Annotated in this window: 22 protein-coding genes; 9 read left to right on the top strand and 13 right to left on the bottom strand. The window is 60.4% G+C overall.

The features are described 5' to 3' along the window. Window position 1 precedes the first annotated feature (1 nt). Complete coding sequence (gene aspS, locus HMPREF2807_RS12075; protein WP_049154574.1) at window positions 2-1,822, bottom strand: aspartate--tRNA ligase; 1,821 nt, start codon at window positions 1,820-1,822, stop codon at window positions 2-4. Window positions 1,823-2,055: 233 nt separating this feature from the next. On the opposite strand from aspS, the gene HMPREF2807_RS12070 reads away from it, so the two are divergent. From HMPREF2807_RS12070 to HMPREF2807_RS12045, 6 genes are all read left to right on the top strand, one after another. Then, a complete protein-coding gene (locus HMPREF2807_RS12070; protein WP_049154573.1) occupies window positions 2,056-2,949 on the top strand; it encodes a KPN_02809 family neutral zinc metallopeptidase in 894 nt (297 codons plus the stop codon). A gap of 337 nt (window positions 2,950-3,286) precedes the next feature. Beyond that, window positions 3,287-4,876 carry an inorganic phosphate transporter gene (locus HMPREF2807_RS12065; protein WP_198525934.1) on the top strand — a complete coding sequence of 530 codons (1,590 nt, stop codon included), beginning with the start codon at window positions 3,287-3,289 and terminating at the stop codon, window positions 4,874-4,876. A gap of 137 nt (window positions 4,877-5,013) precedes the next feature. Continuing rightward, a complete protein-coding gene (locus HMPREF2807_RS12060; protein WP_070513237.1) occupies window positions 5,014-5,736 on the top strand; it encodes a CBS domain-containing protein in 723 nt (240 codons plus the stop codon). A 45-nt stretch (window positions 5,737-5,781) separates the two neighbouring features. Further along, window positions 5,782-6,888 (top strand): LLM class flavin-dependent oxidoreductase, encoded by a 1,107-nt coding sequence (locus tag HMPREF2807_RS12055; protein WP_070513234.1) that lies wholly within the window; start codon window positions 5,782-5,784, stop codon window positions 6,886-6,888. Next, the gene (locus HMPREF2807_RS12050; protein ID WP_049154570.1) at window positions 6,889-7,566 is read left to right on the top strand and encodes an FMN reductase; all 678 of its coding nucleotides are present in this window, start codon (window positions 6,889-6,891) and stop codon (window positions 7,564-7,566) included. Window positions 7,567-7,639: 73 nt separating this feature from the next. Beyond that, entirely contained in the window at window positions 7,640-9,049 is a 1,410-nt protein-coding gene (locus HMPREF2807_RS12045) for an L-serine ammonia-lyase (protein WP_070513231.1), read from the top strand. Here the strand turns inward: HMPREF2807_RS12045 and hisS are convergent. Genes hisS through tpx form a run of 3 tightly spaced genes read right to left on the bottom strand, consistent with a single transcriptional unit; the run spans window position 9,046 to window position 11,470 of the window. Continuing rightward, window positions 9,046-10,323, bottom strand: coding sequence for a histidine--tRNA ligase (hisS, locus tag HMPREF2807_RS12040; protein WP_070513227.1), 1,278 nt, complete (start codon window positions 10,321-10,323; stop codon window positions 9,046-9,048). The genes HMPREF2807_RS12045 and hisS overlap by 4 nt on opposite strands. 5 nt (window positions 10,324-10,328) lie before the next feature. Then, complete coding sequence (locus tag HMPREF2807_RS12035) at window positions 10,329-10,973, bottom strand: MBL fold metallo-hydrolase (RefSeq protein WP_070513224.1); 645 nt, start codon at window positions 10,971-10,973, stop codon at window positions 10,329-10,331. After that, complete coding sequence (gene tpx / locus HMPREF2807_RS12030) at window positions 10,973-11,470, bottom strand: thiol peroxidase (RefSeq protein ID WP_070513221.1); 498 nt, start codon at window positions 11,468-11,470, stop codon at window positions 10,973-10,975. The genes HMPREF2807_RS12035 and tpx overlap by 1 nt, the downstream gene beginning before the upstream one ends. Window positions 11,471-11,576: 106 nt before the next feature. On the opposite strand from tpx, the gene HMPREF2807_RS12025 reads away from it, so the two are divergent. The 3 genes from HMPREF2807_RS12025 (at window position 11,577) to HMPREF2807_RS12015 (ending at window position 13,388) form a co-directional block, all read left to right on the top strand. Then, window positions 11,577-12,437 carry a peptidylprolyl isomerase gene (locus HMPREF2807_RS12025; RefSeq protein WP_070513218.1) on the top strand — a complete coding sequence of 287 codons (861 nt, stop codon included), beginning with the start codon at window positions 11,577-11,579 and terminating at the stop codon, window positions 12,435-12,437. 288 nt (window positions 12,438-12,725) lie between these two features. Next, window positions 12,726-13,091 carry a hypothetical protein gene (locus tag HMPREF2807_RS12020; RefSeq protein ID WP_070513215.1) on the top strand — a complete coding sequence of 122 codons (366 nt, stop codon included), beginning with the start codon at window positions 12,726-12,728 and terminating at the stop codon, window positions 13,089-13,091. A 45-nt stretch (window positions 13,092-13,136) separates the two neighbouring features. Beyond that, a complete protein-coding gene (locus tag HMPREF2807_RS12015; protein ID WP_046648585.1) occupies window positions 13,137-13,388 on the top strand; it encodes a hypothetical protein in 252 nt (83 codons plus the stop codon). A 302-nt stretch (window positions 13,389-13,690) separates the two neighbouring features. Here the strand turns inward: HMPREF2807_RS12015 and HMPREF2807_RS12010 are convergent, their stop codons facing one another. From HMPREF2807_RS12010 to ruvB, 9 genes are all read right to left on the bottom strand, one after another. Next, a complete protein-coding gene (locus HMPREF2807_RS12010) occupies window positions 13,691-14,248 on the bottom strand; it encodes a DUF421 domain-containing protein (RefSeq protein WP_180963910.1) in 558 nt (185 codons plus the stop codon). A gap of 101 nt (window positions 14,249-14,349) precedes the next feature. Next, a complete protein-coding gene (locus HMPREF2807_RS12005; RefSeq protein ID WP_049154883.1) occupies window positions 14,350-16,485 on the bottom strand; it encodes a bifunctional metallophosphatase/5'-nucleotidase in 2,136 nt (711 codons plus the stop codon). Between the two features lie 194 nt (window positions 16,486-16,679). After that, complete coding sequence (locus HMPREF2807_RS12000; RefSeq protein ID WP_049154885.1) at window positions 16,680-18,977, bottom strand: RelA/SpoT family protein; 2,298 nt, start codon at window positions 18,975-18,977, stop codon at window positions 16,680-16,682. Between the two features lie 34 nt (window positions 18,978-19,011). Then, a complete protein-coding gene (locus HMPREF2807_RS11995; protein ID WP_046648146.1) occupies window positions 19,012-19,566 on the bottom strand; it encodes an adenine phosphoribosyltransferase in 555 nt (184 codons plus the stop codon). Beyond that, entirely contained in the window at window positions 19,563-21,173 is a 1,611-nt protein-coding gene (locus HMPREF2807_RS11990) for an ABC transporter substrate-binding protein (protein ID WP_080975073.1), read from the bottom strand. The genes HMPREF2807_RS11995 and HMPREF2807_RS11990 overlap by 4 nt, the downstream gene beginning before the upstream one ends. A gap of 3 nt (window positions 21,174-21,176) precedes the next feature. Next, a complete protein-coding gene (gene secF, locus HMPREF2807_RS11985; protein WP_046648147.1) occupies window positions 21,177-22,340 on the bottom strand; it encodes a protein translocase subunit SecF in 1,164 nt (387 codons plus the stop codon). Between the two features lie 2 nt (window positions 22,341-22,342). Then, window positions 22,343-24,139 (bottom strand): protein translocase subunit SecD, encoded by a 1,797-nt coding sequence (gene secD, locus HMPREF2807_RS11980; protein WP_198531326.1) that lies wholly within the window; start codon window positions 24,137-24,139, stop codon window positions 22,343-22,345. A 246-nt stretch (window positions 24,140-24,385) separates the two neighbouring features. After that, on the bottom strand, window positions 24,386-24,718 hold the full coding sequence (gene yajC / locus HMPREF2807_RS11975; protein ID WP_046648149.1) for a preprotein translocase subunit YajC: 333 nt from the start codon (window positions 24,716-24,718) through the stop codon (window positions 24,386-24,388). A gap of 51 nt (window positions 24,719-24,769) precedes the next feature. Then, entirely contained in the window at window positions 24,770-25,855 is a 1,086-nt protein-coding gene (gene ruvB, locus HMPREF2807_RS11970; protein ID WP_070513210.1) for a Holliday junction branch migration DNA helicase RuvB, read from the bottom strand. Window positions 25,856-25,866 lie beyond the last annotated feature (11 nt).

Below are 25,866 nucleotides of genomic sequence, written 5' to 3'. Positions count from 1 at the left end.
CCTAGGACTCCTTCCCTGCCTTGTCGCCCTGAGCGGCCTTGGCTGCCTTCTCCGGCTTGAAGTCCACGCCGGTCTCCTTGCGCTGCTCGGCAGGGATGGTGCCCGGAGCATCGGTCAAGGGGTCCACGCCGCCACCGGACTTCGGGAAGGCGATGACGTCACGAATGGAGTCGAAACCGCCCAGCAGGGAGACAATGCGGTCCCAACCGAACGCGATACCACCGTGCGGCGGGGCACCAAACTGGAAAGCGTCGAGCAGGAAGCCGAACTTTTCCTGTGCTTCTTCCTCACCGATGCCCATGACGTCGAAGACACGCTTCTGCACGTCCTGGTCGTGGATACGGATAGATCCGCCGCCGATCTCGTTGCCGTTGCAGACGATATCGTAGGCGTAGGCCAGCGCCTCACCCGGGTTCTCGTCGAAGTTGTCCAGATACTCCGGCTTCGGCGAAGTGAAGGCGTGGTGTACCGCAGTCCACTTGGAGTGGCCCAGAGCCACGTCGCCGGAGGCGGTGGCATCAGCGGCAGGCTCGAACAGTGGTGCGTCCACAACCCAGGTGAAGGCCCAGTCGCCGTCCTTGATGAGATCCAGCTTCTTTGCAATCTCGCCGCGTGCTGCACCCAGAAGAGCGCGAGAAGACTTGGTGTCACCAGCCGCGAAAAAGATGGCGTCACCCGGCTTGGCGCCGACGTGCTCAGCAATGCCCTCGCGCTCGGCATCAGTAATGTTCTTGGCCACTGGGCCGCCCAAGGTGCCGTCCTCAGCGATGGTGATGTAAGCCAGGCCCTTCGCACCGCGCTGCTTTGCCCATTCCTGCCACGCATCGAACTGACGGCGCGGCTGGGAAGCTCCGCCTTCCATGACGACGGCGCCAACGTACTCGTTCTGGAACACGCGGAAAGTGGTGTCCTTGAAGAACTCGGTGCACTCCACGATCTTGATGTCGAAGCGCAGGTCCGGCTTATCGGAACCGTAGTACTTCATAGCGTCTGCGTAGGTCATGCGCGGAATCGGTGTCTTGATCTCGTAGCCGATGAGCTTCCACAGGGCGGAGATGATTTCTTCCGCGAGAGCGATCACATCGTCCTGATCAACGAAGGACATCTCGACGTCGAGCTGCGTAAACTCCGGCTGACGGTCCGCGCGGAAGTCCTCATCGCGGTAGCAGCGAGCGATTTGGTAGTAACGCTCCATGCCGGCCACCATGAGCAGCTGCTTAAACAGCTGCGGCGACTGCGGGAGTGCGTACCAGCTGCCCGGCTTGAGGCGGGCGGGCACGAGGAAGTCACGAGCGCCCTCCGGGGTGGAACGGGTCAGGGTCGGGGTTTCGATTTCAGTGAAATCATGGCTATCCAGGACCTGGCGAGCGGCGCGGTTAGCTGCCGAGCGCAGGCGCAGAGCCTCGTGCTGGCGCTCCCGACGCAGATCGAGGTAGCGGTACTTCAGACGAGTCTCTTCGCCGACCTCACCGGAGGAAGAAGGATCATCGATCTGGAATGGCAGCGCTGCAGACTTGTTGAGCACTTCCAGATCCGTAACGTTGACCTCAATCTCACCGGAGGCCAGGTTCGCGTTAGCGGAACCCTCCGGACGGGGCTCCACCACGCCGGTGACCTTAACGCAGTATTCGGAGCGCAGATCGTGGGCGCGCTCAGCCACCTCGGATTCACGGAAAACCACCTGGGCAACGCCGGAGCGATCACGCAGGTCAATGAAGATAACACCGCCGTGGTCGCGACGGCGCGCCACCCAACCCGTCAGGGTGACGGTCTCCCCCGCCATCTCTTTGCGCAGTTCGCCTGCCAAATGTGTACGCAGCACTCTCGTTCAATCCCTTCTCATCGTTGACGCTCGCACCCACACACGCCACGCGTAGACAGCACGCGCCGAGGGATGCAAGAACTTGAACGGCCCAAGTCTACCGCCCGCACCAGACTTGCTCAGCGCTGGGGTAAACACCGAGCGCCGCCGAACGTCGAGCACTGGTACCCCCGCTTGACGCAGCTCCCCTCATCACACGCACATCACCGCCCGCATATGGCAAAATCTGGACCATGACTTTCAAATCTGGCGCCAACTTTGATGGCAAGCGAGCAAGCTCCGGCGGCGGGGGCCGCGGCGGCATGATCGCTACCGGCGGCGGCATCGGCTCCCTCCTCCTCATTGGCCTCTATCTCTTGCTTGGCGGCGATCTTGGTGACATCACCGAAAGCAGCCCCCAGCCCGACCAAACCCAGGTCGGCCCAGAGGAAAGCGGAGAGGATGCCTTCGCACACTGCCAAACTGCCGAGGACGGCAATAAGTACGACGACTGCCGCGTCATGTTCGCCGCCCAGTCCGTCGACAAGGTCTGGGCCCAGCAGCTGCCGGATCAGGCAGGCATCGAGTACGTCGAACCCGGCCGCGTCATCTTTAACAACACCACCATGTCCGGCTGTGGCCAAGCCTCCGGCGCCACCGGGCCGTTCTACTGCCCGGCCGATGAGTCCGCCTATTTCGACACCGCGTTCTTCGATCAGCTCCGCAACTTCGGTGGGGATAATGCACCTCTGGCACAGATGTATATCGTCGCCCACGAATTTGGCCACCACATTCAGAAGCTAGAGGGCACACTCAGCTTGTCCAATTACAACGAACCCGGCGAGGACTCCAACGCAGTGAAGATTGAGCTGCAAGCGGATTGCTATGCCGGACTGTGGGCACACTACGCCGACAAGGGTGAGGATGCTTTGCTCGAAACGATCACCGAACAGCAGGTCACCGACGCCGTCAACACTGCCCGCGCCGTGGGCGACGACAACATCCAGCGCCGCTCTGGCGGCGAGGTACGCCCCGATACCTGGACACACGGCTCCTCTGAGGACCGGGCACAATCCTTCCTCGCCGGATATAACAGCGGAAAGATGGAGCAGTGCGACACTTTGGGTCGAGGCGTATATAAGTCTTAATACCGAGCGTCAAAAATGTTGGTGTGTCCACCGAAAGGCCACACCACCCCCAAATGTGCCACAAAATGTGCAGATTAAATTCAAATACATGAGGTGTTTACCTGCCGGCAATCTTGATGCTTTACCCTGATCAAGTTCCCGCCGGTTCGTGGTGGGATCCGCTCTGTCTTTAAAAACATAAAAGAACTGTGCGTGATGTCATCACCTGCACCGCAGCAGGTACGTTAATCCCCATCATTATTGACGCTTTTACCTTGCCCGCGGCAGCCCGCGCTTCCTCATCACGCAGCGTTCTCTTCATGAAAGGAACGACGTTTTGAGCACCGCCACGCCGACGATGCCTGATCTCGAAACGATGAATGGTAAGAACAAGGACTGGATTTGGCACTTGTTCTTCGGCGCCATCACCGCTGTTACTCTTGTCCTCTTCATCATTTGGGGCAACGGAGAGGTTGCTGAGGGCGCTAACAAGATCGTCCTTGTTACCGCGATCATCTTCGCCGTATTCATGGCCTTCAACATTGGTGGCAATGACGTCGCCAACTCTTTCGGTACCTCCGTGGGTGCGGGAACCCTCTCTATGAAGCAGGCCCTCGCTGTTGCGGCGGTTTTTGAGGTATCCGGCGCGATCCTCGCCGGCGGCGAGGTTACCGACACCGTCCGCTCCGGCATTGTGGACCTCGACGCCATTGACGGGCTCGACCCCATGGAGTTCGTCTACATCATGATGGCGTCGCTGCTCGGCGCTGCCATCTGGCTGCTCGTCGCTACCCGCATGGGCTGGCCGGTTTCTACGACCCACTCCATCGTCGGCGGTATCGTCGGCGCCGCGCTGACCGTCGGCTTCGTCACCGGCAAGGGCGGAATGGACATGGTGCAGTGGGGCGGCATTGGCACCATTGCTTTCTCCTGGGTACTTTCACCAGTTCTTGGCGGTGTTGCCGCTTACCTTCTGTTTAGGTGGATTAAGGCTTCCATCCTCGTCTACAACGACGCCGCAGACGAGCGTCTGCGCGACATCAAGGTTCGCCGCGCTGAGCTGCGCAAGGAGCACAAGACCCGCTTCGAGCGCATGAACGAGCTGCAGCAGATTTCCTACACCAACGCCATGGCCCGTGATGCCGCCCTCACCGCGGAAGATGATTACGATCCAGAGGCGCTCGAGTCCGACTACTACCGAGATTTGCACAACCTCAACAAGGATCTCGAGGACGTCAACGCGCACCGCGCACTAGAGAACTGGGTCCCGCTGCTGGCAGCATTGGGCGCTGTTATCATCTCCGCGATGATGCTCTTCAAGGGCCTCAAGAACACCGGCGTTGACTTCTCCACACTTGAGAACCTCCTTGTCATGGGCATGGTAGGTGCCGTGGTCTGGATGGCCGTCTTCATCTTCGCCCGCTCTCTGAAGAAGAAGTCCCTGTCCCGCTCCACCTTCCTCCTCTTCTCTTGGATGCAGGTCTTCACCGCCTCCGCCTTCGCGTTCTCGCACGGCTCGAACGACATCGCCAACGCCATCGGCCCCTTCGCCGCCGTCTTCGATGTCCTGCAGACCAACCGGATTTCTGACGAAGTCACCGTCCCGCTGCCGGTCATGGTGGCTATGGGCATTGCCCTCGTTTCTGGCCTGTGGTTCATCGGCCGCTTCGTTATCCAGACCGTCGGTTCCGGCCTGACCCAGATGCACCCCTCCTCCGGTTTCGCCGCTGAGCTGGCTGCCGCTGCCGTTGTCATGGCAGCCTCCCTCCTAGGCCTCCCGGTTTCCTCGACGCACATCCTCATCGGTGCTGTCCTTGGCGTCGGCATCGTCAACCGCGCTGCTAACTGGAACCTAATGAAGCCCATCGCCCTCGCATGGGTCATCACCCTTCCAGCCGCCGCTGCCATCGCTGCCGTGACGGTCTCCATCCTGCGCGTCGTGTTCTAGTCTCAACACAGCACACGCACAAAGCGTCGCACCCAGCCGCCGCGAGTCTCCCGCCACCTTGGGATACTCGCGGCGTCTTTGTTTTCTCTTCCCTCCAGCAACCACCGGGTTTCAGAGCCCCCGTACACTGGGGCTCCATGAGCGATAACTCCCTGGCCAGATTCTTTTCCGCCTTCAACGACATTGAGCAGTTTCTCCGCCAGGCCGTCGGAGCCAAGAACTCCGATTCCTTCTGGTGGATTGTCGACCGCGCACACGACAAACACCTGCTTAGCAAGCGCCAGGCAGAGCAGCTCAAGGACTTAGGTAATCTGCGCAACGCCATCGCCCACGGCCGCTATTTCGACGGCGAACCCATCGCCACCCCGCACCCACAAGTGCTAGCGCAGTTAGAAAACTTGCAGCGGCTTCTCACCGATCCGCCCACGGCGCAGTCCTTACTCGCCGACCGTGAGGTCACCACCCTTGGCCCCGATACCCCGATCATGGACGCCCTCCGGCTCATTAATAGGACCGGTTATTCGCAGATCCCGATTTACGATTCCGGCGCTTACCAAGCCCTCCTCACGACCAATGTCATCGCCCGCTGGGTCGCAGCAGATTTGGGAGACGATGGCGTGATCAACGCGGCGTCGATTAGCGCCGTTCTAGAGTTTGCAGAGAAGAAGGACAGGGCCGAGTTCCTCCCCCGCACCGCCAGTGCGCAAGAGGTCATCGATGCCCTCACCGAACCCGCGGCGGACGGCACGCATCCTAGTGCTGTTCTCCTTACCGAGCACGGCAAGCCTTCGCAGCGCCCGCTCGCTATCGCAACGCCAGCGGATCTCGCTGTCTTGGTCGATGCCCTTGAGTGGGAATAATTACCCGGCTACACTTTGTTGACATGTCACGGAGAGGAGTATGGCATGCAATTTGGAGTCTTTAGCATCGGTGACGTCACGCAAGATCCCACCACCGGTCGCACCCCCACCGAGGCTGAGCGCATCCGCGCTATGACAGAGATCGCCCTCAAGGCAGAGGAGGTGGGCCTCGACGTCTTCGCCACCGGCGAGCACCACAACCCACCCTTCGTCCCGTCCGCACCCACCACCCATCTGGCCTACATCGCGGCGCAGACGAAGAACCTGCACCTCTCCACTGCCACCACGCTGATCACCACCAACGACCCCGTCCGGCTTGCAGAGGACTACGCTTTTCTCCAGCACCTGGCTGACGGGCGCATCGATCTCATGTTGGGCCGCGGTAACACCGGTCCGGTTTACCCGTGGTTTGGCAAAGATATCCGCGAAGGTATCCCTCTGGCGGTGGAGAACTACCACCTGTTGCGCCGCCTGTGGCGCGAACCGGTCGTGACCTGGCAAGGAAAATTCCGCACCCCGCTACAGGGATTCACCGCCACACCGGCGCCGCTCGACGGTATCCCGCCCTTCGTCTGGCACGGCTCTATCCGTTCCCCACAGATTGCCGAACAGGCGGCCTATTACGGCGATGGTTTCTTCCACAACAACATCTTCTGGAACAAGGAACACACCGCGAAGATGGTGAGCCTCTACCGCAACCGCTACGAATCCTACGGTCATGGTCGCGGGGATCAGGCCATCGTGGGCCTCGGCGGGCATGTCTTCATCGGGTCTACCGAGCAGGAGGCGAAGGATTTCTTCCGCCCCTACTTCGACAACGCCCCGGTCTACGGCCACGGCCCTTCCTTAGAAGAATTCACCGCACAAACCCCACTGACGGTAGGCACGGTGGAGCAGGTCGTAGAACGAACCCTGCAGTTCGCCGACTGGGTGGGCGACTATCAGCGCCAGCTCTTCCTTATCGATCATGCCGGCCTTCCGCAAGAGGTGGTGCTAGCGCAGATTGAGATTCTGGGTACGCAGGTCGTCCCTGAGCTGCGCCGGCGCTTTGAGGAGCGCCGCCCAGATCATGTACCTTCTGACCCGCCAACGCACGCCACGCTCGGTAGTTATGAACCACACGCGTTGGTCAACCCTGGAGAGGAGAAGTAGATGCGGTCACTCGTTGTCGTTACGGCCGGGTTGTCATCGCCGTCCTCGACGCGCGCGCTTGCCGACGCCCTCTCGGCCGCCACCTCCGCCCACGTCACCGCGCGGGGCGAAGGCACCGACATCACCGTCGTGGAGCTCCGGGACCTCGCGAGCGAGCTAGCTGAAGCAATGACGAACTGGGTTTCGCCCACGCCCCGCCTTAACGCGGCTCAGTCCGCGGTGCTGGATGCCGACGGCCTCATCGCGGTCAGTCCCGTGTTCCAGGGCAGTTACTCGGGACTGTTCAAGATGTTCTTCGACACCTTGGAGCCGCATTCCTTGGAGGGGCTTCCTACCCTCATCGCGGCCACGGGCGGCTCCAGCCGTCACGCCCTAGTGTTGGATTATGCCCTGCGCCCACTACTCAATTACCTGCATGCCACGGTGGTCCCCACCGGGATCTTCCAGGCCACGGAAGACTTTGGCACTGCTGAGGGCGCGCGCAATGAAAAGCGCATCGAGCGCGCCACGGGCGAGCTCGCAGACCTCATGGTGCGCCCGCTCGACCGCGTAGCTGGCCTTGCCGGCTCTCTCGGCGAACCGCGCAACACGCACCAGGGTTCTACCGGGAAGGCACCTGATTCGGGCTCAGGGGGATTCCGCGAACTCCTGTCCCGCCACGACGGCCAACCGGGCTAAGCAACTACTGGGGGCGCTCGGTACTATCGTAAGGCGTAACTTATCTAACGCTTCTAAGGAGGTTTAACCCCCCATGACAATTAGCGTGACCGACATCTTCTCGATCGGTATCGGTCCCTCCTCCTCCCACACCGTGGGCCCGATGCGTGCTGCTAAGGCCTTCCTCGAGACCCTTGAGCAACACCCGGCAAAGGTCCACATCGAACTGCGTGGCTCTTTGTCCGCTACCGGCCGTGGACACGCTACGGACCGGGCCGTCATTCTAGGCCTCGCCGGTTGGGATCCGCTCTCCGTTCCGCTCGATGCTGAGCCACGCGCCGATGCCTTCATCCCTACCGAGGGCAGCATCAGCGGCCCGGCAGGCGAGGTGGAATACAGCATCGAATTCAACAACGAGCCGGTGCCCGAGCACCCGAACTGCCTCATTTTCACTGCCTGGGACGAAGACGGCTCCATCCTCGCCGAGAACGCGGAGTATTTCTCCGTCGGTGGCGGGTTCATCCTGTCCCGCGAGGAGTTTGATGCCCAGCTGCAGACGGAAAGCGGAGTCCCCGCTGGCGTCGCAGCAGCCACCGCCGAGGACGTTGTCCCCTATGAGTTCCAGTCAGGCGAGCACCTGCTTCACCTCTGCGCTGCCAATGACATGGCCATTTGGGAGATCGTTGCGGCGAACGAGGCTGTGCTTCACCGCGACGAGGGCGGTCTCGACTACGTCTACCAGCACCTCGACCTTGTGTGGGACATTATGCGCGAATGCGTGACCGAGGGAATCTCCACCAAGGGAATCTTGCCTGGTGGCCTCCGCGTCAACCGCCGTGCGCCGCAGATGTACCAACAGTTGTTGGCCAAGCAGGACGACGAGTCCTGTGGCTTTTCCGCGATGGAGTGGGTAAACCTCTACGCGCTCGCCGTCAACGAGCAGAATGCCGCCGGCGGCCGCGTCATCACGGCGCCGACGAATGGCGCCTGTGGCATCATCCCGGCAGTGCTCCATTATGCCCGCGACTTCATGGCGGACTTTACGCGCGCCGATGCCCGCCGCTACCTGCTGACCGCGGGTGCAGTTGGCATCATCATTAAGTCCAATGCCTCCATTTCTGGCGCCGAGGTGGGCTGCCAGGGTGAGGTAGGCTCCGCCTCCTCTATGGCGGCGGCCGGCATGGCCGAACTGCTTGGGGCGACTCCAGAGCAGGTAGAGAATGCTGCCGAGATCGCGCTTGAGCACAACCTCGGCTTGACCTGCGACCCAGTCGGGGGCCTCGTGCAGATTCCCTGCATCGAGCGCAACGCCATCGGTGCCGTCAAGTCCATCAACGCCGCACGCCTAGCCCGCATGGGCGAGGGAACACACCACGTTACCCTCGATAACGCGGTGCGCACGATGGCCGAAACGGGGCGCGACATGCTCTCCAAGTACAAGGAGACCTCGCTCGGTGGCCTAGCGAAGACGATGGGCTTCACCGTCTCCCAGGTGGAGTGCTAAACCAGCTGACGAAGCTGCTTGACGACGTCCCCCACGGGGACGTCGTGCTGCTCGTGCGCGCGCAGATCCTTGAGCGCCACGGTGCCGGCCTCTAGCTCCTGGTCACCGAGGACCAGAGCGAAACGCGCGTTAGCGCGGTCAGCGCCCTTCATTGCACCCTTGAGGCCGCGGTCACCGAAGGACATGTCCGCGGAAATACCGGCCTTGCGCAAGTCATTAATGATGCTGACCATTTTCTTCTTTGCTGCAGCGCCCAAAGCAACGCCATAGACGGCCACGCGTTCTTCGACGCCGTCGAGCTCCACGCCCTCGGCTTCCAGGGCCAAAACCGTGCGGTCCACGCCGAGGCCATAGCCGATGCCGGACAGCTCCTGCCCGCCGAGCTGGGCCATGAGGCCGTCATAACGGCCGCCGCCACCAATGCCGGACTGTGCGCCTAGACCATCGTGGACGAATTCGAAACAGGTCTTCGTGTAATAGTCGAGGCCGCGGACCATGCGCGGGTTGATGGTGTAGGACACGCCCATGTCATCGAGCAGGCCGGTGACCGTCTCGAAGTGCTCGCGGCACTCGGCGTTGAGGTGGTCGAGCATTAGGGGGGCGTCTACAAGCTGCTCCTGGACCTCCGGGCGCTTGTCATCGAGCACGCGCAGGGGATTGAGCTCGGCGCGGGCCTTGGTTTCCTCATCCAAATCGAGCTTGAACAGGAACTCCTGCAGCTTCTCGCGGTAGGCCGGGCGGCAGTCGTGGTCACCCAAGCTGGTCAGCTCAAGGCGGAATTGGCTCAGGCCTAGGCTGCGGTAGGAGCGATCCGCCAAGGCAATGATCTCTGCATCCAGCGCCGGATCGTCTACTCCGATAGCCTCGACGCCGACCTGCTGCAGCTGGCGATAGCGGCCAGCCTGCGGGCGCTCGTAGCGGAAGAAAGGACCATAGTAGTTCAGCTTGACCGGCAGTTGGCCGCGGTCGAGGTTGTGTTCAATGACCGCGCGCATGACACCAGCGGTGCCTTCTGGGCGCAATGTCACGGAACGATCGCCGCGATCGGCAAAGGTGTACATTTCCTTGGACACGACGTCCGTGGACTCCCCCACTCCGCGGGCGAACAACGAGGTGTCCTCGAAGATCGGGAGTTCGATGTGTTGGAAGCCGGACAGGTGTGCCTGATGCACGAAGGTCTCGCGCACCTTGGCAAAGATGACCGATTGCGGCGGGACGTAGTCCGGCACACCTTTGGGCGCGGACAGGGCTTTGAACTGCTTCTTATCACTCACGCCCTTTAGAGTACATCCCCCGCTGCGCGTAGAAACGGATTAGTCGCGCGTTCACGACGCATAGTCGTGGTCGGGCCATGGCCCGGCAAGATAGCAAGGGAGTCATCGAGGCCCCACACCGGGCCGCGCAAGGAACGCTGCATCGCGGCGTGGTCGGAGTGCGGCAAGTCGGTGCGCCCGATGGAACCCTTAAACAGCACGTCGCCCGTCAGGGCAACCTCCTCAGCCACGAGAATGACGCATCCGGGCGAGTGACCTGGTGCATGGAGCAGCTTGAACTCAAGGCCAACCAGATTCAACGTTTCTCCGCCGATCAAGTCGCGACGGTCCGCCACCTGCTTCATGGAGGCGGCAGCAAAGAGCATCTGCGATTCGGGGGACACACCGGAGCCATCCACAAGCATAAACGCGTCATCTGGGTGGATGTAGACCGGTAGGTCGAACTCGGCGGCATCGCGCGTGTGGTCAATGTGGCCGTGGGTGAGCACGACGGCCTCAAACTCCAAGGACTTCTCACGCGCGAGCTGCTCAAGCTTCTCGCGCGTGTGCATCCCTGGGTCCACGATGAACGCCCGGGATCCGTTAGCCACCACATAAGTGTTGGTTTTATAAGGCCCGGCGGCGAAACCGTAGATTTCGGGAGCGGGCATTACTTGAGCGATGCCAAAGCTGCGTCGTAGTCCGGCTCAGTCGTGACCTCCGGAACCAGCTCGGTGTAGGTCACCTTGTGGTCCTCGTCGGTGACGATGACCGCGCGGGCGAACAGGCCCTTGAGTGGGGACCCCTCTAGCACGAGGCCCAGCTTATCCGCGAAGTCAGAGCGGAAGTCAGAGGCGCTGACGACATTCTCAATGCCCTCAGCTGCGCAGAAACGCTCCTGTGCGAACGGCAGGTCACGAGAGACAGACAGAACAACAGTGTTCTCCAGTCCAGCCGCCTCCTCGTTGAACTTGCGCAGCTGCGCCGCGCACACACCAGTGTCGACGGATGGGAAGCATGAAACGACGAGGCGCTTGCCGGCGAAGTCTGCCTTGGTCAGCTCTGCCAGATCGGTACCGACAAGGGTGAAGTCCGGCAGGACCTCACCAACCTTGGGCAGCTCGGCGTTGGTTTCGACGGGTTCATTCTGAAAATTCGTTGTAGCCATGGCACCCAAGCGTACTGACGCGCGGGGCGTCGCGCCATGATGTAGGACGGTGCGGTTAGGATAGGTGAGTCGAAAGTTGTGAACCACCACTGTGGAGGAAACATAGGTGTCTACTAACAGCCAGCGCTTGGATGATGCGCTCAACCAGCTCGATCGCGAGCTGAAGTCCCGCGACCGTAAACAGAAGAGCCGCCCACTTGGCGTTGTTGTGATGGCAGCCGTCGTCATTATTGCCCTCGTCGGCGGAATCTGGTTCTTGGCTACCCGCTCGTCGGAGGAAGAGGAGATTCAGGCCGAGGAGAGCTCGGCCGCGGAGACCACAACCGAAGCCCCCACCGCCGAGCCTTTGATCGGCAAGCGTGCCACACCGCTGGGTGACACCGTAACGTGTGAATACCCAGAAGCAGGTGACGCCTCCCGTGAGGTGCCTACGCCTAACGGCAAGGACATTCCAGCCAAGGGTGAGGTGACCGTCAACTTCGCCACCAAGCAGGGCGACATCGAGATGACCCTCGACCGCTCCCTAGCTCCGTGTACCGTCAACGCAATCACGGACATGATTTCGGCCAAGTACTATGACGACACCGTGTGCCACCGCATGACCGATGGCGGCATCTTCGTTCTGCAGTGTGGCGACCCGACCGGCCAGGGCGCCGGTGGACCAGGCTTCCAGTTTGCCAACGAGTACCCCACCGATGAGTCTGACGATGCCGCCAAGGCACAGCCTGCCCTGTACCCGAAGGGCTCCATCGCGATGGCCAACGCCGGCAAAGATACCAACGGTTCGCAGTTCTTCATTAACTACAAGGACTCGACGCTTCCTCCCTCCTACACCTACTTTGGTGATTTGACGGAGAAGGGTCAGAAGACCATCGACGCTATCGCTGCTAAGGGCGTCAAGGATGGACAGTCTGACGGAGAGCCCGCCGAAGAGGTGCGCATCACCAAGGCAACCATCGAGGGATAAGTTTTACCCCCTTTACGGTGACTAGCCCCACTCGCGTTCAGCGAGCGGGGCTATTTCTTTACCACTCCGCCCCACCCCGCCCGGTACTAAGAATTTCTTAGCCTTGAGCAGTTCATTTGGCAAACCACTCACCCACCACAGGCACCCCTGTTTAATATCCGCAGCTCACATACGGCGGCCAGCAGATACACAGACTCACCAACTAATTGCCAAATCTCTTGCAAATCGCACAATGTCTCAGTAGCATCTGTGAGGTCTTTGAAATTCCCGAGATCTTAAGGAACGAGAATGAAGTTCTTCTCCCGTAAGGCCCTTGTTGCTGCCGCTACCGCTGCAACCGTTTCCCTGTCCGGCGTGTCCGTTGCTTCCGCTGAGGACACCGCTGAGGACACCGCAGTCGTAACCAACGAGTCCGCAGACTCCGAGACCACCACGGACAACAACAAGGAGACCGACAACTCCGAGTCCGAGAACGACAAGGAGAAGGAAGAGGAGTCCTCTTCTTCCTCCTCCAACGACTCTGAGGGTTCCTCCATCACCGACATGAAGCCGTCTGAGATCCGCGACTGGATCGCAGTCTTCACCGCCATCATCGGCGCTCTGGGCACCGTCTTCGCCTTCTACCAGAAGAACTTCGCTCCTAACGCGAAGTAATTCGGTTTCTCTTTCCACCCTCTCCAAAGATTAGGACACTCCACCATGAAGTTCTTCTCCCGTAAGTCCCTCGTTGCCGTTGCTACCGCTGCAACCATCACCTTCTCCGGCACCGCTGTTGCTTCCGCTGCTCCGGTCGAGAACGATAGCTCCTCCGCTGCTTTCTTCGCTCTCTCCTCCGACGATGAGGGCAACGTCAGCCCGAAGGAGATCCGCGAGTGGATCAAGGTTATCACCTCCATCATCGGCGCCATGGATGACGCATTGCGTCTCGGCGACAAGCTCGCTGGCAACTAAGCCACAAGCACGTAAGTCTCCTCCCGCGTTCAACGCGCCGGAGGAGATTTTTTGTTTTGCGGGCTGGCCATCCCCCGTTTGACCGTTACTGCCCTAGACACTGCTGCCCTGGACGTGCTGCCTTAGTTGCCAAAGTTTTCCCTCCCGCCCCGGGGATCGGGCTATGTTTTCGTCACGTAGGGCAGTCTGGTCCCCACCCCATGAGGCTCGCGCTCTCGTGTGGAATGGAGAAAGGTATCTCGGCACGTCCTTCAGGACTCCAACCCTCACAGTGGTTAGCAGGTCTAACAGCTGGCGAGAATCTATTCGCTATCCTTTTGCGAGTCTTCTTCGACTTCTTCGATGCGCTCGGCGCCGAGGATATCCTTAAACACTGAAGCGTCGACAAGCTGGCCACGGCGGATGACCGAAATCTGACCAGTCGGTTCCAGAATCATAAGCTGGACGTCGCTACGCCGTCCGAGCCCCGCCTTGCGCACAGCGGAATTGATATCCCTCTCGGTGATGTGCGCAAAATGCATGTTGTCCTCTTGCAGTTCCCCCTTGTACACCAAAAGGACCGGTTTTCGGTCAATGAACCTCGACCACCTCACCAGCTGTCTGAAGGTGCCGAAAGCGGCCTCCAACAACATGAGCGTAAACAGTCCGATGATGCCGGCGGCAAGCGTGGGCGGGTTGCCTACGATGACGCGTCCCGAAACCGCACCAAACATAATGATGATGACAGCATCTGAGGCCGTGATAGACGTCAGCACCCGACTACCGAAAAGCTTGACCAAGAGCATGAAAGCCAAGTAGATGCCCAGCGTTGCGAACATCACCACCGGGATGCGGTGAGGCTCGATGCCGAGCTGATACATTGCCTCGCGTCCAAATAGCCTCAGTGTATCCACAGCTTCCCACCATACCTTCCGCATGCGAAAAGCCCGCACCTCAGTGCGGGCTTTAGGAACGAGACTGACTAGATGTTGAACTGCTTGCGCAACTGCTCAATCATCTGCTGTACCGGAGCCGGTAGCGCGCCTGCCGGCAGGTTAATAGCGCCAATCACAGCGGCAATGGCAGCGGCAATCGCTACGGTGATCCCCACGCCCAGGCCAACGGAGGACGCTACATCCTTGTTGGAGCCGTTATCCTTCGGATCCTTCGGGTTCTCTGGGTCCTTCGGGTCCTCGTCGTTACCCGCGCCCTCAAGGGTGATAGGCAGGACAGCCTTAGTACCAGCATCCGTGGTGATGGACAGCTTCTGCTCGCCCTCTAGGCCCTCCGGGATGGTGAGCTTGACGGTTGCGCGGCCACGCTCGCCAAACTGCTCATCACCCGGCTGTGCTGCGTTATCAATGCCTGCCTCAGCCTTAGCGTCACCCAGTGCAACGGTGACCTTCTTAGCCTGCGGCTCCTCAGCGTTGGAGTAGTTCAGGGAAGACAGGTCAATGGTAATCTCGCTGCCCGGCTTCAGGTCCCCCTCAATGTGAGCACCGATCTGACCCTGGCCGGTGCGGACCTTGGACTCTCCGGACGCAATGTAGTCAATCATCGCCTGGGTGTCCATGTGGCCAACGTCATTGCGGTTCTTGATGGAACCGGGCTCGAAGAAGCCATCGCCGCCTGCTTCCGTATCGCTGGATGCGAGGAAGGAGGACAGAGCAATGCTGTAATTCTTGTTCGGGTCAATCGGTTCACCGTTAATGGTGACGGACTTAACACGCTTGCCTTGCTCAGCCTTCTGGTCGTAGACAACGGTGACATTGTTGGACAGGCCTAGAGCCAGACGTGGGCGGGACTGGCCAGGCTTCCACTGGTTTTCCAGTGCGGTGATGAAGTCAGCTCCGCTGACCTCAGCGGTAATCACGGAGTTTCCGAAAGGCTGAACAGCAAAGATGTCCTGGTATGTAACGTCACCTTCCTTGAGGTCGGCGCGCACACCGCCCGCGTTCATGACGCCAATTTCGATGTCCTTGCCCGCCGGCTTGGCTAGAGCGTAGCGCTGACCTTCCGCAATGAAGTTGTTAAGGGTGGACTCCACACCGCGGTTGGAACCGGTGTCCTTGCCCTCATCGGAGCCGCGGTACATGGCCTTCTCGGTGGTACCAGCAGTCTTGGCACCCTCAATCTCCGCTACTTTCTTTGCTTCCTCGACGACCTTAGCTACCTCGGGGTCGTCTTCGAGGCCCTGCAGCTGGGCGAAGACCTCTGCGTCGGCCACGTCGTACTGCTTGAGATCAATCTTGGTGATCTTCTTCTCGGCCTTGTCGAAGGTGATGTCGGCGTCGTTAAGCACCTTGCCGTACTCGTAGCCCTGTGCCCAGTACAGCGGCAATGCGCCCTCACGGGCAACCTCGCCCTGGGTCTTGACGTGAGTATCACCGCCAAAGAGGATGTCCACATCCTTGTTGAAGCCCTCAGCGAACTGCTGAGCATCCTCGTGCATGAGCGCCACAACAACCTCGGCCTCGCCGGATTCCTTCAGTCGGCTGGCTTCCTTATTGGTGGCCTCGACCGGGTCGGAGAACTCGACGCCCGGGATGGACGCAGCAGACACCTTGTACTTGGTGTTCTCAGTGACGGTACCAACGAAGCCCACCTTCACGCCGTCTACCTCCTTGACGAAGGAAGCATCGAGCAAGGGCTTGCCATCCTTGGTGACGTTGGCGCCCAGGATCGGGAAGTTGGACTGGTCCTTGATACGGCCCATAAGATCCTTATCGCCCTTGTCGAACTCGTGGTTGCCCACGGCCGTGACATCGAGATTCATAGCATTGAGGGCCTCGTTGGTGTACTTGTCCTCAGAAATCGCAGACACGAAAGCGGAACCGCCAACGTTATCACCGGAGGAGGTCAAGGCGTACTCCTGGTCCTTGTTGACGGCCTTGATGAGCGCAGCCATGCGAGCAGCACCCATCTCGGAGTAACCAACCAGTTCCTCGGTTTCCTTATCAAAGTTTTCGGCCAGCTCAAGGTGGCCGTGGAAGTCGGTGAAGTTGGTGACGGAGATGGTCACCTGGTCGGCCTCAGCGGCGAAGGCAGGTGCGCCGGAGACGGCAACGGCGGTAACGGTGGTGGCGGCCAACAGCTGGCCAAAGCGGCGGAAATTCACGTGGTACTCCTGAAGATGAGAGGAATCTTGTCCACGCGTTTATAACGCATCCATCACGGTTGCGCAGGGCTCGCTAACGCCTCCACCTGCACGTTTACTTAGCGTCTTCCCCGTTTTCATCCCAGCGCAACCCAGTGTTCAACCACACACCCCCGGTTGAGGGGGCGGTGGTTTAGCCGTGGGCTTCAGTTCGCCTAGGCGGTGACGCGGTAGACGTCGAAGACGCCCTCGGTGTTGCGCAGCGTCGTCATGAGCTGCCCCAGCTGCTTGGTATCGGACACCGAGAAGGTAAAGCGCACGGTCGCAATGTGGTCATCGCCGCGGTTGGACGTCATCGACAAAACGTTGAGGCTCTGCTCGCTGAAGATACGAGTCAGCTCAAAGAGCAGGCCCTGGCGGTCGATGGCCTCAAGTTGCAGTGTCGCAGAGAAAGCGCCGGAAGACTTCGGCCCACCGGCCCACTCCACCTGCATCATGCGCTCCGGCTCGGACTTCAGCTTTTCAGCGTTGGTGCAGTCAGCACGGTGCACAGACACCCCACCGCCGCGGGTAACGAAGCCAAAGATGGCGTCTCCTGGCACGGGCTGGCAGCACTTCGCCAACTTGGCCATGACGTCTGGGCTTCCCTCCACCAGAATGCCGGTGCCGGATGCGGAATCCTTCGTATGCTGCGCGCGGGAGTTCTCCAGCTCACTCAGCGGGGTGCGCGAAGCCAAGGCATCGACAGCGTCATCTTGATCCCCAAAGAGAGCCATGAGCTGATTAGCAACGTGCTGCGCCGATACGTGGCCCGCGCCGATAGCGGTGTACAACGCATCCACGTCGGGATAGTGCAGCTGCTCGGCCACCTGCTTCATCGAGCTGGCGGTGAACAAGCGGTGCATGGGCAAACCACCGCGCTGAACCTCAGCGGCCAGGGCATCGCGCCCGGCTTCAAGATGCTCCTCACGGCGCTCTTTGGCAAACCACTGCCGCACCTTCGTCTTCGCCCGGGGCGACACCAAGAACTCCTGCCAATCCCGCGACGGTCCTGCGTTCGGATCCTTCGAAGTGAAAATTTCCACCTTGTCGCCGGACTTGAGTTCAGACTCTAGGGCCACGAGTTTGCCATTGACCTTGGCGCCGATACACCTGTGCCCCACCTCGGTGTGCACAGCGTAGGCAAAGTCAACGGGGGTGGAACCGGCAGGCAGGTTAACCACGTCGCCCTTCGGGGTAAACGCAAAGATCTGCTTGGCGGTCAGGTCATAGCGCAAGGAGTCGAGGAACTCGTTGGGATCTGCTGCTTCCTTTTGCCAATCCAGCAGCTGGCGCATCCACGCCATCTGGTCGACTTCTTCCTGGTGGCCGGAATTCTTGCCCTTAGTTTCCTTGTAGCGCCAATGCGCCGCCACGCCGAACTCAGCGTTGTAGTGCATCTCGTGCGTGCGCACTTGCACTTCAAGAGTGGAGCCACCGGCCGCAATCACGGTGGTGTGCAAGGACTGGTACACGCCGAAGCGCGGCGAAGAAATGTAATCCTTAAAGCGCCCTGGAAGAGCCTGGTACAGCGAGTGCACCACGCCGATGGCTGCGTAGCAGGAGTTGATGTCATCGACAAGAATACGGATGCCCACAAGATCGAAGATTTCCGCAAAGTCACGGCCGCGCACGATCATCTTCTGGTAAATCGACCAGTAATGCTTCGGGCGGCCCATCACCTCAGCCTCGATGCCGTTGGCCTTCAGCGCCTGGCTAACCTGAGCCTTGATCTCTTTGAGCGCTCGATCGCGCGAGGGCGCACGGTCGGCCACCATGCGTACGATTTCGTCATACTTCTTCGGGTACAGGATGGCAAAGGCCAAATCCTCAAGCTCCCATTTGACGCTGGCCATTCCGAGGCGGTGAGCCAGCGGCGCGATGACGTCGAGAGTCTGGCGTGCCTTCTTAGCCTGCTTTTCCGGCGGGAGGAAGCGCATCGTGCGCATGTTGTGGAGACGGTCGCACACCTTGATAACCAACACGCGCGGATCAGTAGCCATTGCCACAATCATCTTGCGGATCGTTTCCGCTTCCGCAGCGGCGCCGAGTGCAACCTTGTCGAGCTTCGTAACACCATCGACGAGTCGGGCCACCTCAGGACCAAAATCACGAGTCAGATCCTCGAGCGAGTAGTCGGTATCCTCCACCGTGTCATGCAGCAACGCTGCTGCGACGGTCGTGGTGTCCATACCTATCTCCGCGGCGATGGTGGCTACCGCCAGCGGGTGCGTGATGTATGGCTCACCGGACTTGCGGAAAACGCCTTCGTGCAGACGCTGTGCCGTGGTGTAGGCGTTATTGAGTAGTTCCGCGTCGGCCTTCGGATGAAATTCCCGGTGAATGGACATCAGCGGGTCGAGCGCCGGATTGATCTTTACTCTGCCGCCCGTCAGCGAACGAGCCAGGCGGGCGGACATGCCGCGGACGCCGCCTGGCCGCCATGCAGTCTTGTCCTGCTTTTCAGTCGTCATGTCTGCCTCCGCGAAGTAGCTTAGGCATACAACCTTAGTCCTTTGTCCCCATCTGGTTGAGCACAATCAGCGGAGAACCTTCCAGGCGCTCGCGGCCCTCCAGTCCCTGAACCTCCAGAACCACGACATTGCCCACGACCTCTGCTCCTGCGGACTCCAGGAGCAAGGTGGCGCCGTGGAGAGTGCCGCCGGTGGCGAGGACGTCGTCGACAAGCACAATGCGCTTGCCCTTGATGTCGATGCCGCTGTTAGGGATTTCCAGCGCGGCGGTACCGTATTCCAGCTCGTACTCCTGGGTCAGCACCGGTGGCGGCAGCTTGCCTTTCTTGCGAATGGCCAAAATACCTACCCCCAACTTGTACGCTACGGCTGAACCCAGCAGGAATCCGCGCGCATCGAGGCCGCCGATCATGTCAGCACCGAGCTCCTTGCACGCCTCAGCCAAGCCATCGACAACGGCGGCGAAGGATTCAGCATCGGCCAACACCGGAGTCAGGTCCTCGAAAAGGATTCCTTCCTCCGGGAAATCCGGGACAAGGCGCACCTTGTCTTTCAGGGCTTGTGCTGCTGCGACGTAAATCTCGCTCACGACTCTTCCTTTGTTTCGGTTGCTTCATTTCGGGTATAGCCCCAGCGGTCGAGATTCCACCCGATACCCGCAGGGCCAGTGTAGGGCACCACGCCAGTCACAGCGCGATCAACGATGAAGGTTCGGGGCTGCGCGGCAATGGGAATAGACGGCAGCTCCTCCCAAAGCTCTTGTTCCAGTGTGCGTAAAGCCGCAGCGTTCTTCACACTGGCAGCGGGCGCGGAATACTCCCGCATCGGGTCGACGGCTCCAAGGTAGACGTCGATCTCCGGCAACCCCGTCGAGGGGTCGGCGTCCAGTTGGGCACGGGATACACGATCCCCCGAACGATCCTCCACCGTAATCCCGGCTGGTTCGCAGGCTGCGCGTAGCTCCTCCACCATCGCTTTATAGCGCGGGTTAGGTGCCAGGTATCCGACGCCGACCGTATAGCCAGCGAGGCCGGAAGCAGTGGCGGTGTCTACAGGGACTGTGGTGAGCGACGCCATTTGTGATGCCACCGAATCACTGGTGCTCACTGTCCGCACGGAGACGGCGGGTACCTCCACGCCGGATTCCTTTGCGGAAACTTCTGCCATGCGTTGTGCATCGACGCAGGCAGCGAAAGCGGCGCGTGCCCACGGCTGCGCGAAGGTGCCGGCTTCGGAGAAAACCAAAGTATCGGTCATGCCTCCCGCAACGGAGTTAACGTCGACCGGTTTTCCTTCTGCGTCCCGATTCAGCCACGACGGTGCCGCGGTAGGTGACTCGGCCACGCGCAACTCGTCCGAGGCCACAAATGCAGCCGCATCCGCCGTGTTCGGCAGCATGACGATCTCCTTCAGCGACGGCTTGTCGCCGTAGTAGTTGTCGTTGGCGGTGAGTACGATGGCGCCGTCGTCCTCGACGCGATCAATGCTGTAAGGACCAAAGGAAATCTGTAGCTCGGGATCGAAACGGCCTGGTTCGGTAGAAAACCCCTCGCGCCACGCCTCCGCCACAGGCTGCAAGGTCGTCACGTCGTAGGCGTGAAGCGCCGCGTTGAGCTCCTCCATGCTGAGCTCTGCTCGCTTAGCTAACGCGTGGGCGGGCACCACCGTGCCCGGCCCAAACAGGTAGCGCCAGCGCGAACCAGCATCTGGGTTAAACCAGACGGTGAACTTCTTACTATGCGGTGCACACTCCATCTCGGCTATGTCTTCCGCCAACGGGAGGTGGGAGCCAAAGGTCTCGCTCAACTGCCCGGCGATATACGCCAAAAGGTAGTCATCACATGTGACAGGTTCTCCGTCGGCAAAGCGTGCCTGCTCCGTGAGCGTGAAGTCCACACGAGCGCCGACGCCCTCGCTCTCGGCCGGAACGTACTCAGCATCTGCCAGATCCGAGTTCGGAACCATCTGCCCAGCCGGGCCTGGCACGTACAACGCAGGGAACACGCGGCTGGCAAGCTGCGCGGCGCCCGCAGCTTCGCCCCAGTCAGAAGCCGCATTGCTGGTGGCGATGCGGGCGTCGCTCAGTACTGCGAAGCGCGGCGGCGGGACATCCTTGCCTGCCCTGTCCTCCTTCGCTCCACACGCAGAAACGGTAAGAGCAACAGCGAGCAGTGCCGCAACTGATGAGGCGCGCACGATTTAGCGCCCAGGACGCCAGGACGCGCCACCGGACTCCTCGCCGCGCGGCTTCGTTGCGGGCTCGGAGGCCGTGGATGGGGAAACTGCTGCCGGGGATACCACAGTGCGCGCAGGCTTCGGTGAATCATCGTCGGCGTCGTCTGCGTCCCCGCCTTCCGCCCGATAAGCGGCGACCTCAGCGTTATGCTTCTTGACGCTCTTGCGCTGGTTCGACAATGTCACCAGCAGCGTCGTTGCGAGGAAGATGGAAGAAAAGACGCCTTCGATAACGCCGATGAACTGGACCAGAGCCAGATCGCGCAGGGTACCGATACCCATCAACCACACAGCGACGACGAACAAGGCGATAATCGGCAGCGCGGAAATGACCGAGGTAGAGATAGAACGCATCACGGTCTGGTTGATGGCCAGGTTGGTGAGATCGGCATAGGTCTTCTTACGCTGGCCCTCCAGCCCACTCGTATTTTCATCTACCTTGTCAAAGACAATGACGGAGTCGTAGAGGGAGAAAGTAAGCACAGTCAGCAGGCCGATAATGACCGCCGGTGAAACCTCAATTCCAAAGAGGGCGTAGATACCAGAGATGAAAACACCGTCAAAGATAAGGGCGAGGATAGCGGCAAAGGCCATATCACGCTGCAGGCGAACCGCCACGTAGATAGTGGCGAGCACCAGGAAGACCGCCATGGCGATGACCATTCGCTTGGTAATCGAGGCACCCCACGATTCCGATACCGTCGAGGAACCGATCGCGTCCGGGCTGGGCTTGCCGTTTTCATCCTTGACGTGGAACTCTTCGAAGATGGCCTGGCGTGCCCGATTCACCTGATCCTGGGACAGGCGCTCGGAGGTGATTTCCAATGTCTCCGAGGAACCGGCGCCCACAATCTGCACCAGCTCCGGTGTGACACCGGTGGCATCCTTGAAGGTTTCCTCTACCTGCTCGGTGCTGAGGTCTCCCGCCGGCATGTTGAGCTTCGTACCGCCTTCAAAGTCAAGGGACAAGTTAAAGCCGCGGAGCGCAATGGCCAAAATGGACGCGATGAGCAGCACGCCGGCGATGGTGTACCAGGTTTTGGCCCGGCCCACGAAGTCGAATCCGCTGCCGTCCACGTAGAGACGGTCAAAGCGGGAAATCTTGCGGTTAGTGGTTTCGACAGCCATGTTTACTTCTCCTCATCCGCAGCGGTAGCAACGGGGTTCTTGGCCGGTTTGGCATAAAAGCCGCGTTCACGGCGCTCCTCCACAAGGTTGTAGATGCCACCAAGGCCATTCATCGAAGGTTTAGCGAAGGCCGGGCGGCTGCCGAGGAGCTGCATGAGCGGTGCCATGATCAGGAAGGATACGACGAGGTCGAAGATCGTGGTCAGTCCCATGGTGAAGGCAAATCCCTTGACCGCACCGATGGACAGGAAGTAGACCACGACGGAACCGATCAGGGTAACGGCCTTACCCGTGACGATCGTTGCACGGGAGCGTTCCCAACCCGTGCGGGTGGCGGAGCGGAATGTGCGGCCGCCCAAGAGCTCATCCTTCATACGCTCGTAGTAGACCACGAACGAGTCAGCCGTGGCGCCGATACCGATGACCAAGCCCGCCATACCGGACAGGTCCAGCGAGTAGCCAATCCAGCGGCCCAGCAGAACCAGAGCGCCATAGAGCAGGACACAGGTGGCGATGAGCACCAGCAAGGCCACAGCGGACAGTGCGCGGAAGTAGTACATGGAATACAGGGAGACCAGAATCAGGCCGACGATACCCGCAATAAGCGCTGCCTCAAGAGCCGCCTTACCCAGTGACGGAGGCACGGTTTCCACCGTTCCGCCCGGCTCGCCGTTAGCGCCCGTAAAGGACAACGGGAGCGCACCGTAGCGCAGGTTGTTGGCCAAGTTCTGGGCTTCTTCCTGCGTGAAATCACCCGTAATGGAAGTGGCAGAACCCACCGGAGTCGCGCCCTGGATAACCGGTGCGGAAATAACGGCCGAGTCAAGAGTGATGGCCACCTGCTTCTGCAGGTACTCCTGGGTCAGGGTAGACCACGTCTGAGAGCCGTTGGGGCCGTCGCCAGTCTTGAACGCGAAGCTGATCTCCATCTGGCCGGTTTGGCCGTTGAGACCGCCCTGAATTGGGGATTGGGTATCGATTTCGTTACCGGTCAGGCGGGTACCGTGTGGATCCTCGATGCCGTCCAGCAGCGGAGCCGGCATCAGGATATAGGGCTGCTGATTCGAGTAGTCACACGCCACGAGCGGCTTTGCCGGATCGTCGGTGCCGGCCAGCGGATCGGAATCAGCATCGCACCGCATCAGGCCCAGGGCCGCGGTTTGAACGGTGGGGTCCTCGGACTGACGGTCCTTGAGGAGAACCTCGTTAACCTGATCGCGACGTTCAGTTTCTTCCAGAGAGTTTGCCGGTTCCGGAAGCGGCTTTTCGCTCACGGTCGGGGCCGGAGACTTCTTCGCGTCCTTGTTTTCTTCCTTCTTATCCTCACCCTGGGCGGCATCAGCGCTCTGGTTGAGCGCGTCGTGGATAGAGGCCAGTGCGTCATTCGCCTGCTCCGGTGCCACGACGCCGTACTTGACCCAGCGGTTCGCCATATCCGTCATGGTCTTTTCAAGCTTGTCCAAGTCCGGCATCGGCTGCTCACCCACTGGGCGGAACAGCAGCTGCGAGGTTTGGCCTACAGCCTGCGCCTGGGAAGCGTCTTCGCCCGGCACCGTAATGACCAGGCTAGAGCCGCTGATAACGACCTCAGAGCCGGAGACGCCCATACCGTTGACACGCTGCTCCAGGATGTTGCGTGCCTGCTGCAGCTGATCCTGGGTGGGGTCTTCGCCCTGCGGAACGAGGGTTACTCGCGTACCGCCCTGCAAATCAATGCCGAGCTTGGGAGTCGGCGATTTATCGCCGGTTAGGAAGATAAGGGCGTAAACCACAATGACGATGAGCGCAAAGAGCGCCATTGCTCGTCTGGGCCATTGCCGTTGACGGCTGCTGACGCCACCACGTTTCGAAGCGGACACAAAGATCTCCTGTGTTGTGAGGAACAGGGCTAAAAATCATGGGTCATGGCAGCCACTGCCACGCACGTGCTGAGTGTCGCGGCGCCACCATGACTAAAGCACAGTCCATCATCGTACGTCATGGACTGGCATAATCCTTAACAGGTTTAAGGTGAGGCACCCGCAGTGTGACGAGTGCAACTTGTTTTAGAGCTTCGGAAAGCGTTCGTCCTCACCCTCCTCCGGCTCAGCCGCTGCTTCGTTCTGGGAAGCAATCGGCTCCGCGGAGCGCACGATGGCCATGGTGTCGAAGGTCATCACCGTGCCGTCCTTGACTCGCAAATCAACCTGTTCACCGCGGGCCTCCACCACAGTTCCGTGCAGGCCACCGGCCGTAATCACGTCTAAGCCTGGGCGCAACGAGGATTGGAGCTCCTTCATCTGCGCTTGGCGCTTGCGCTGCGCGCGCATGGACATAAAGCTCGGCAAAATGACGAGGACGGCCAGAACAAGGAGAAGAATAAGTTGGGTTCCGTTCATAAAAGGCCAGTGTGCCAGACCTGCCCGCCTCCCGGCCAATTGCCGGGACAATTAGAAGAGTGTCCCGCCGACAGTTCCTTCGGGCGCCTCAAGGCCCAGGTGCTGCCAGGCCGCTGCCGTGGCAACACGGCCACGCCCGGTGCGGGAGATCATTCCGGCGCGCACGAGGTAGGGTTCGCAGACCTCCTCGACGGTTGACGGTTCCTCGCCCACCGCAATAGCCAACGTATTAACCCCCACGGGTCCACCGCCGTGTCCCTTAATGAGGGCCTCGAGCACCGCGCGGTCAAGACGGTCCAGCCCACGTTCATCAACGTCGAAGACCCGAAGCGCTGCCTGGGCAGCTGCCACATTAATGTGCCCATCTCCGTTGACCTCGGCATAGTCGCGCACACGACGCAACAGCCGGTTAGCAATACGCGGCGTCCCGCGCGATCGGGAGCCGATCTCCACCGCGGCATCCTGGTCGATATCAACCTCCAAGATTCGCGCTGCTCGGGTAATCACTCGGGTGAGGTCCTCGGTATCGTAATACTCCATCTGCGCGGTGAAACCGAAGCGGTCACGCAACGGACCAGTCAGCATGCCCGCGCGCGTCGTCGCTCCCACCAGAGTAAAAGGTGGGATTTCCAGCGGGATGGAGGTCGCCCCAGGGCCTTTGCCCACGATGACATCGATGCGGAAATCCTCCATTGCCATGTAGAGCATTTCTTCCGCGGGACGGGCGATGCGGTGAATTTCGTCGATGAAGAGCACGTCACCTTCCATGAGATTCGACAGCATCGCGGCCAAGTCTCCGGCCCGCTCCAGTGCGGGGCCGGACGTCATGCGCAGGGAACTTCCCAGTTCTTGAGCGATAATCATCGCCATCGTGGTCTTGCCCAGCCCAGGCGGGCCGGAGAGCAACACGTGATCCGGGGTTACCCCGCGGTTCTTCGCACCATTGAGCACGAGCGATAGCTGTTCGCGCACCTTGGGCTGGCCGATGAATTCATCGAGGGATTTCGGGCGCAGCGAGCGCTCAATATCGTGCTCGCCTTGTTGCTCTGTGGCGTCCACATCGTGGTTACGCTGCGGAGGCGAGGTTAAATCCATCCCCTCCGGCAGCTTAAACTCAGTGCGTTCTACGTCTGACATTTCACCCACTC

It is taken from the genome of Corynebacterium sp. HMSC074A09, assembly GCF_001811545.1.
Lineage (GTDB): Bacteria > Actinomycetota > Actinomycetes > Mycobacteriales > Mycobacteriaceae > Corynebacterium > Corynebacterium hiratae.
The sequence above is the reverse complement of the archived record's forward strand: the minus strand, read 5'-3'. Positions and strand labels throughout refer to the sequence as shown.

What these genes read in the sequence shown, in the direction of transcription:
- HMPREF2807_RS12070 (WP_049154573.1), top strand. Translation starts at nt 2,056, where the DNA reads ATGACTTTCAAATCTGGCGCCAACTTTGATGGCAAGCGAGCAAGCTCC.
- HMPREF2807_RS12065 (WP_198525934.1), top strand. Translation starts at nt 3,287, where the DNA reads ATGCCTGATCTCGAAACGATGAATGGTAAGAACAAGGACTGGATTTGG.
- HMPREF2807_RS12060 (WP_070513237.1), top strand. Translation starts at nt 5,014, where the DNA reads ATGAGCGATAACTCCCTGGCCAGATTCTTTTCCGCCTTCAACGACATT.
- HMPREF2807_RS12055 (WP_070513234.1), top strand. Translation starts at nt 5,782, where the DNA reads ATGCAATTTGGAGTCTTTAGCATCGGTGACGTCACGCAAGATCCCACC.
- HMPREF2807_RS12050 (WP_049154570.1), top strand. Translation starts at nt 6,889, where the DNA reads ATGCGGTCACTCGTTGTCGTTACGGCCGGGTTGTCATCGCCGTCCTCG.
- HMPREF2807_RS12045 (WP_070513231.1), top strand. Translation starts at nt 7,640, where the DNA reads ATGACAATTAGCGTGACCGACATCTTCTCGATCGGTATCGGTCCCTCC.
- HMPREF2807_RS12035 (WP_070513224.1), bottom strand. Translation starts at nt 10,973, where the DNA reads ATGCCCGCTCCCGAAATCTACGGTTTCGCCGCCGGGCCTTATAAAACC.
- tpx (WP_070513221.1), bottom strand. Translation starts at nt 11,470, where the DNA reads ATGGCTACAACGAATTTTCAGAATGAACCCGTCGAAACCAACGCCGAG.
- HMPREF2807_RS12020 (WP_070513215.1), top strand. Translation starts at nt 12,726, where the DNA reads ATGAAGTTCTTCTCCCGTAAGGCCCTTGTTGCTGCCGCTACCGCTGCA.
- HMPREF2807_RS12015 (WP_046648585.1), top strand. Translation starts at nt 13,137, where the DNA reads ATGAAGTTCTTCTCCCGTAAGTCCCTCGTTGCCGTTGCTACCGCTGCA.
- HMPREF2807_RS12010 (WP_180963910.1), bottom strand. Translation starts at nt 14,248, where the DNA reads ATGTATCAGCTCGGCATCGAGCCTCACCGCATCCCGGTGGTGATGTTC.
- HMPREF2807_RS12000 (WP_049154885.1), bottom strand. Translation starts at nt 18,977, where the DNA reads ATGACGACTGAAAAGCAGGACAAGACTGCATGGCGGCCAGGCGGCGTC.
- secF (WP_046648147.1), bottom strand. Translation starts at nt 22,340, where the DNA reads ATGGCTGTCGAAACCACTAACCGCAAGATTTCCCGCTTTGACCGTCTC.
- secD (WP_198531326.1), bottom strand. Translation starts at nt 24,139, where the DNA reads ATGGCGCTCTTTGCGCTCATCGTCATTGTGGTTTACGCCCTTATCTTC.
- yajC (WP_046648149.1), bottom strand. Translation starts at nt 24,718, where the DNA reads ATGAACGGAACCCAACTTATTCTTCTCCTTGTTCTGGCCGTCCTCGTC.
- ruvB (WP_070513210.1), bottom strand. Translation starts at nt 25,855, where the DNA reads ATGTCAGACGTAGAACGCACTGAGTTTAAGCTGCCGGAGGGGATGGAT.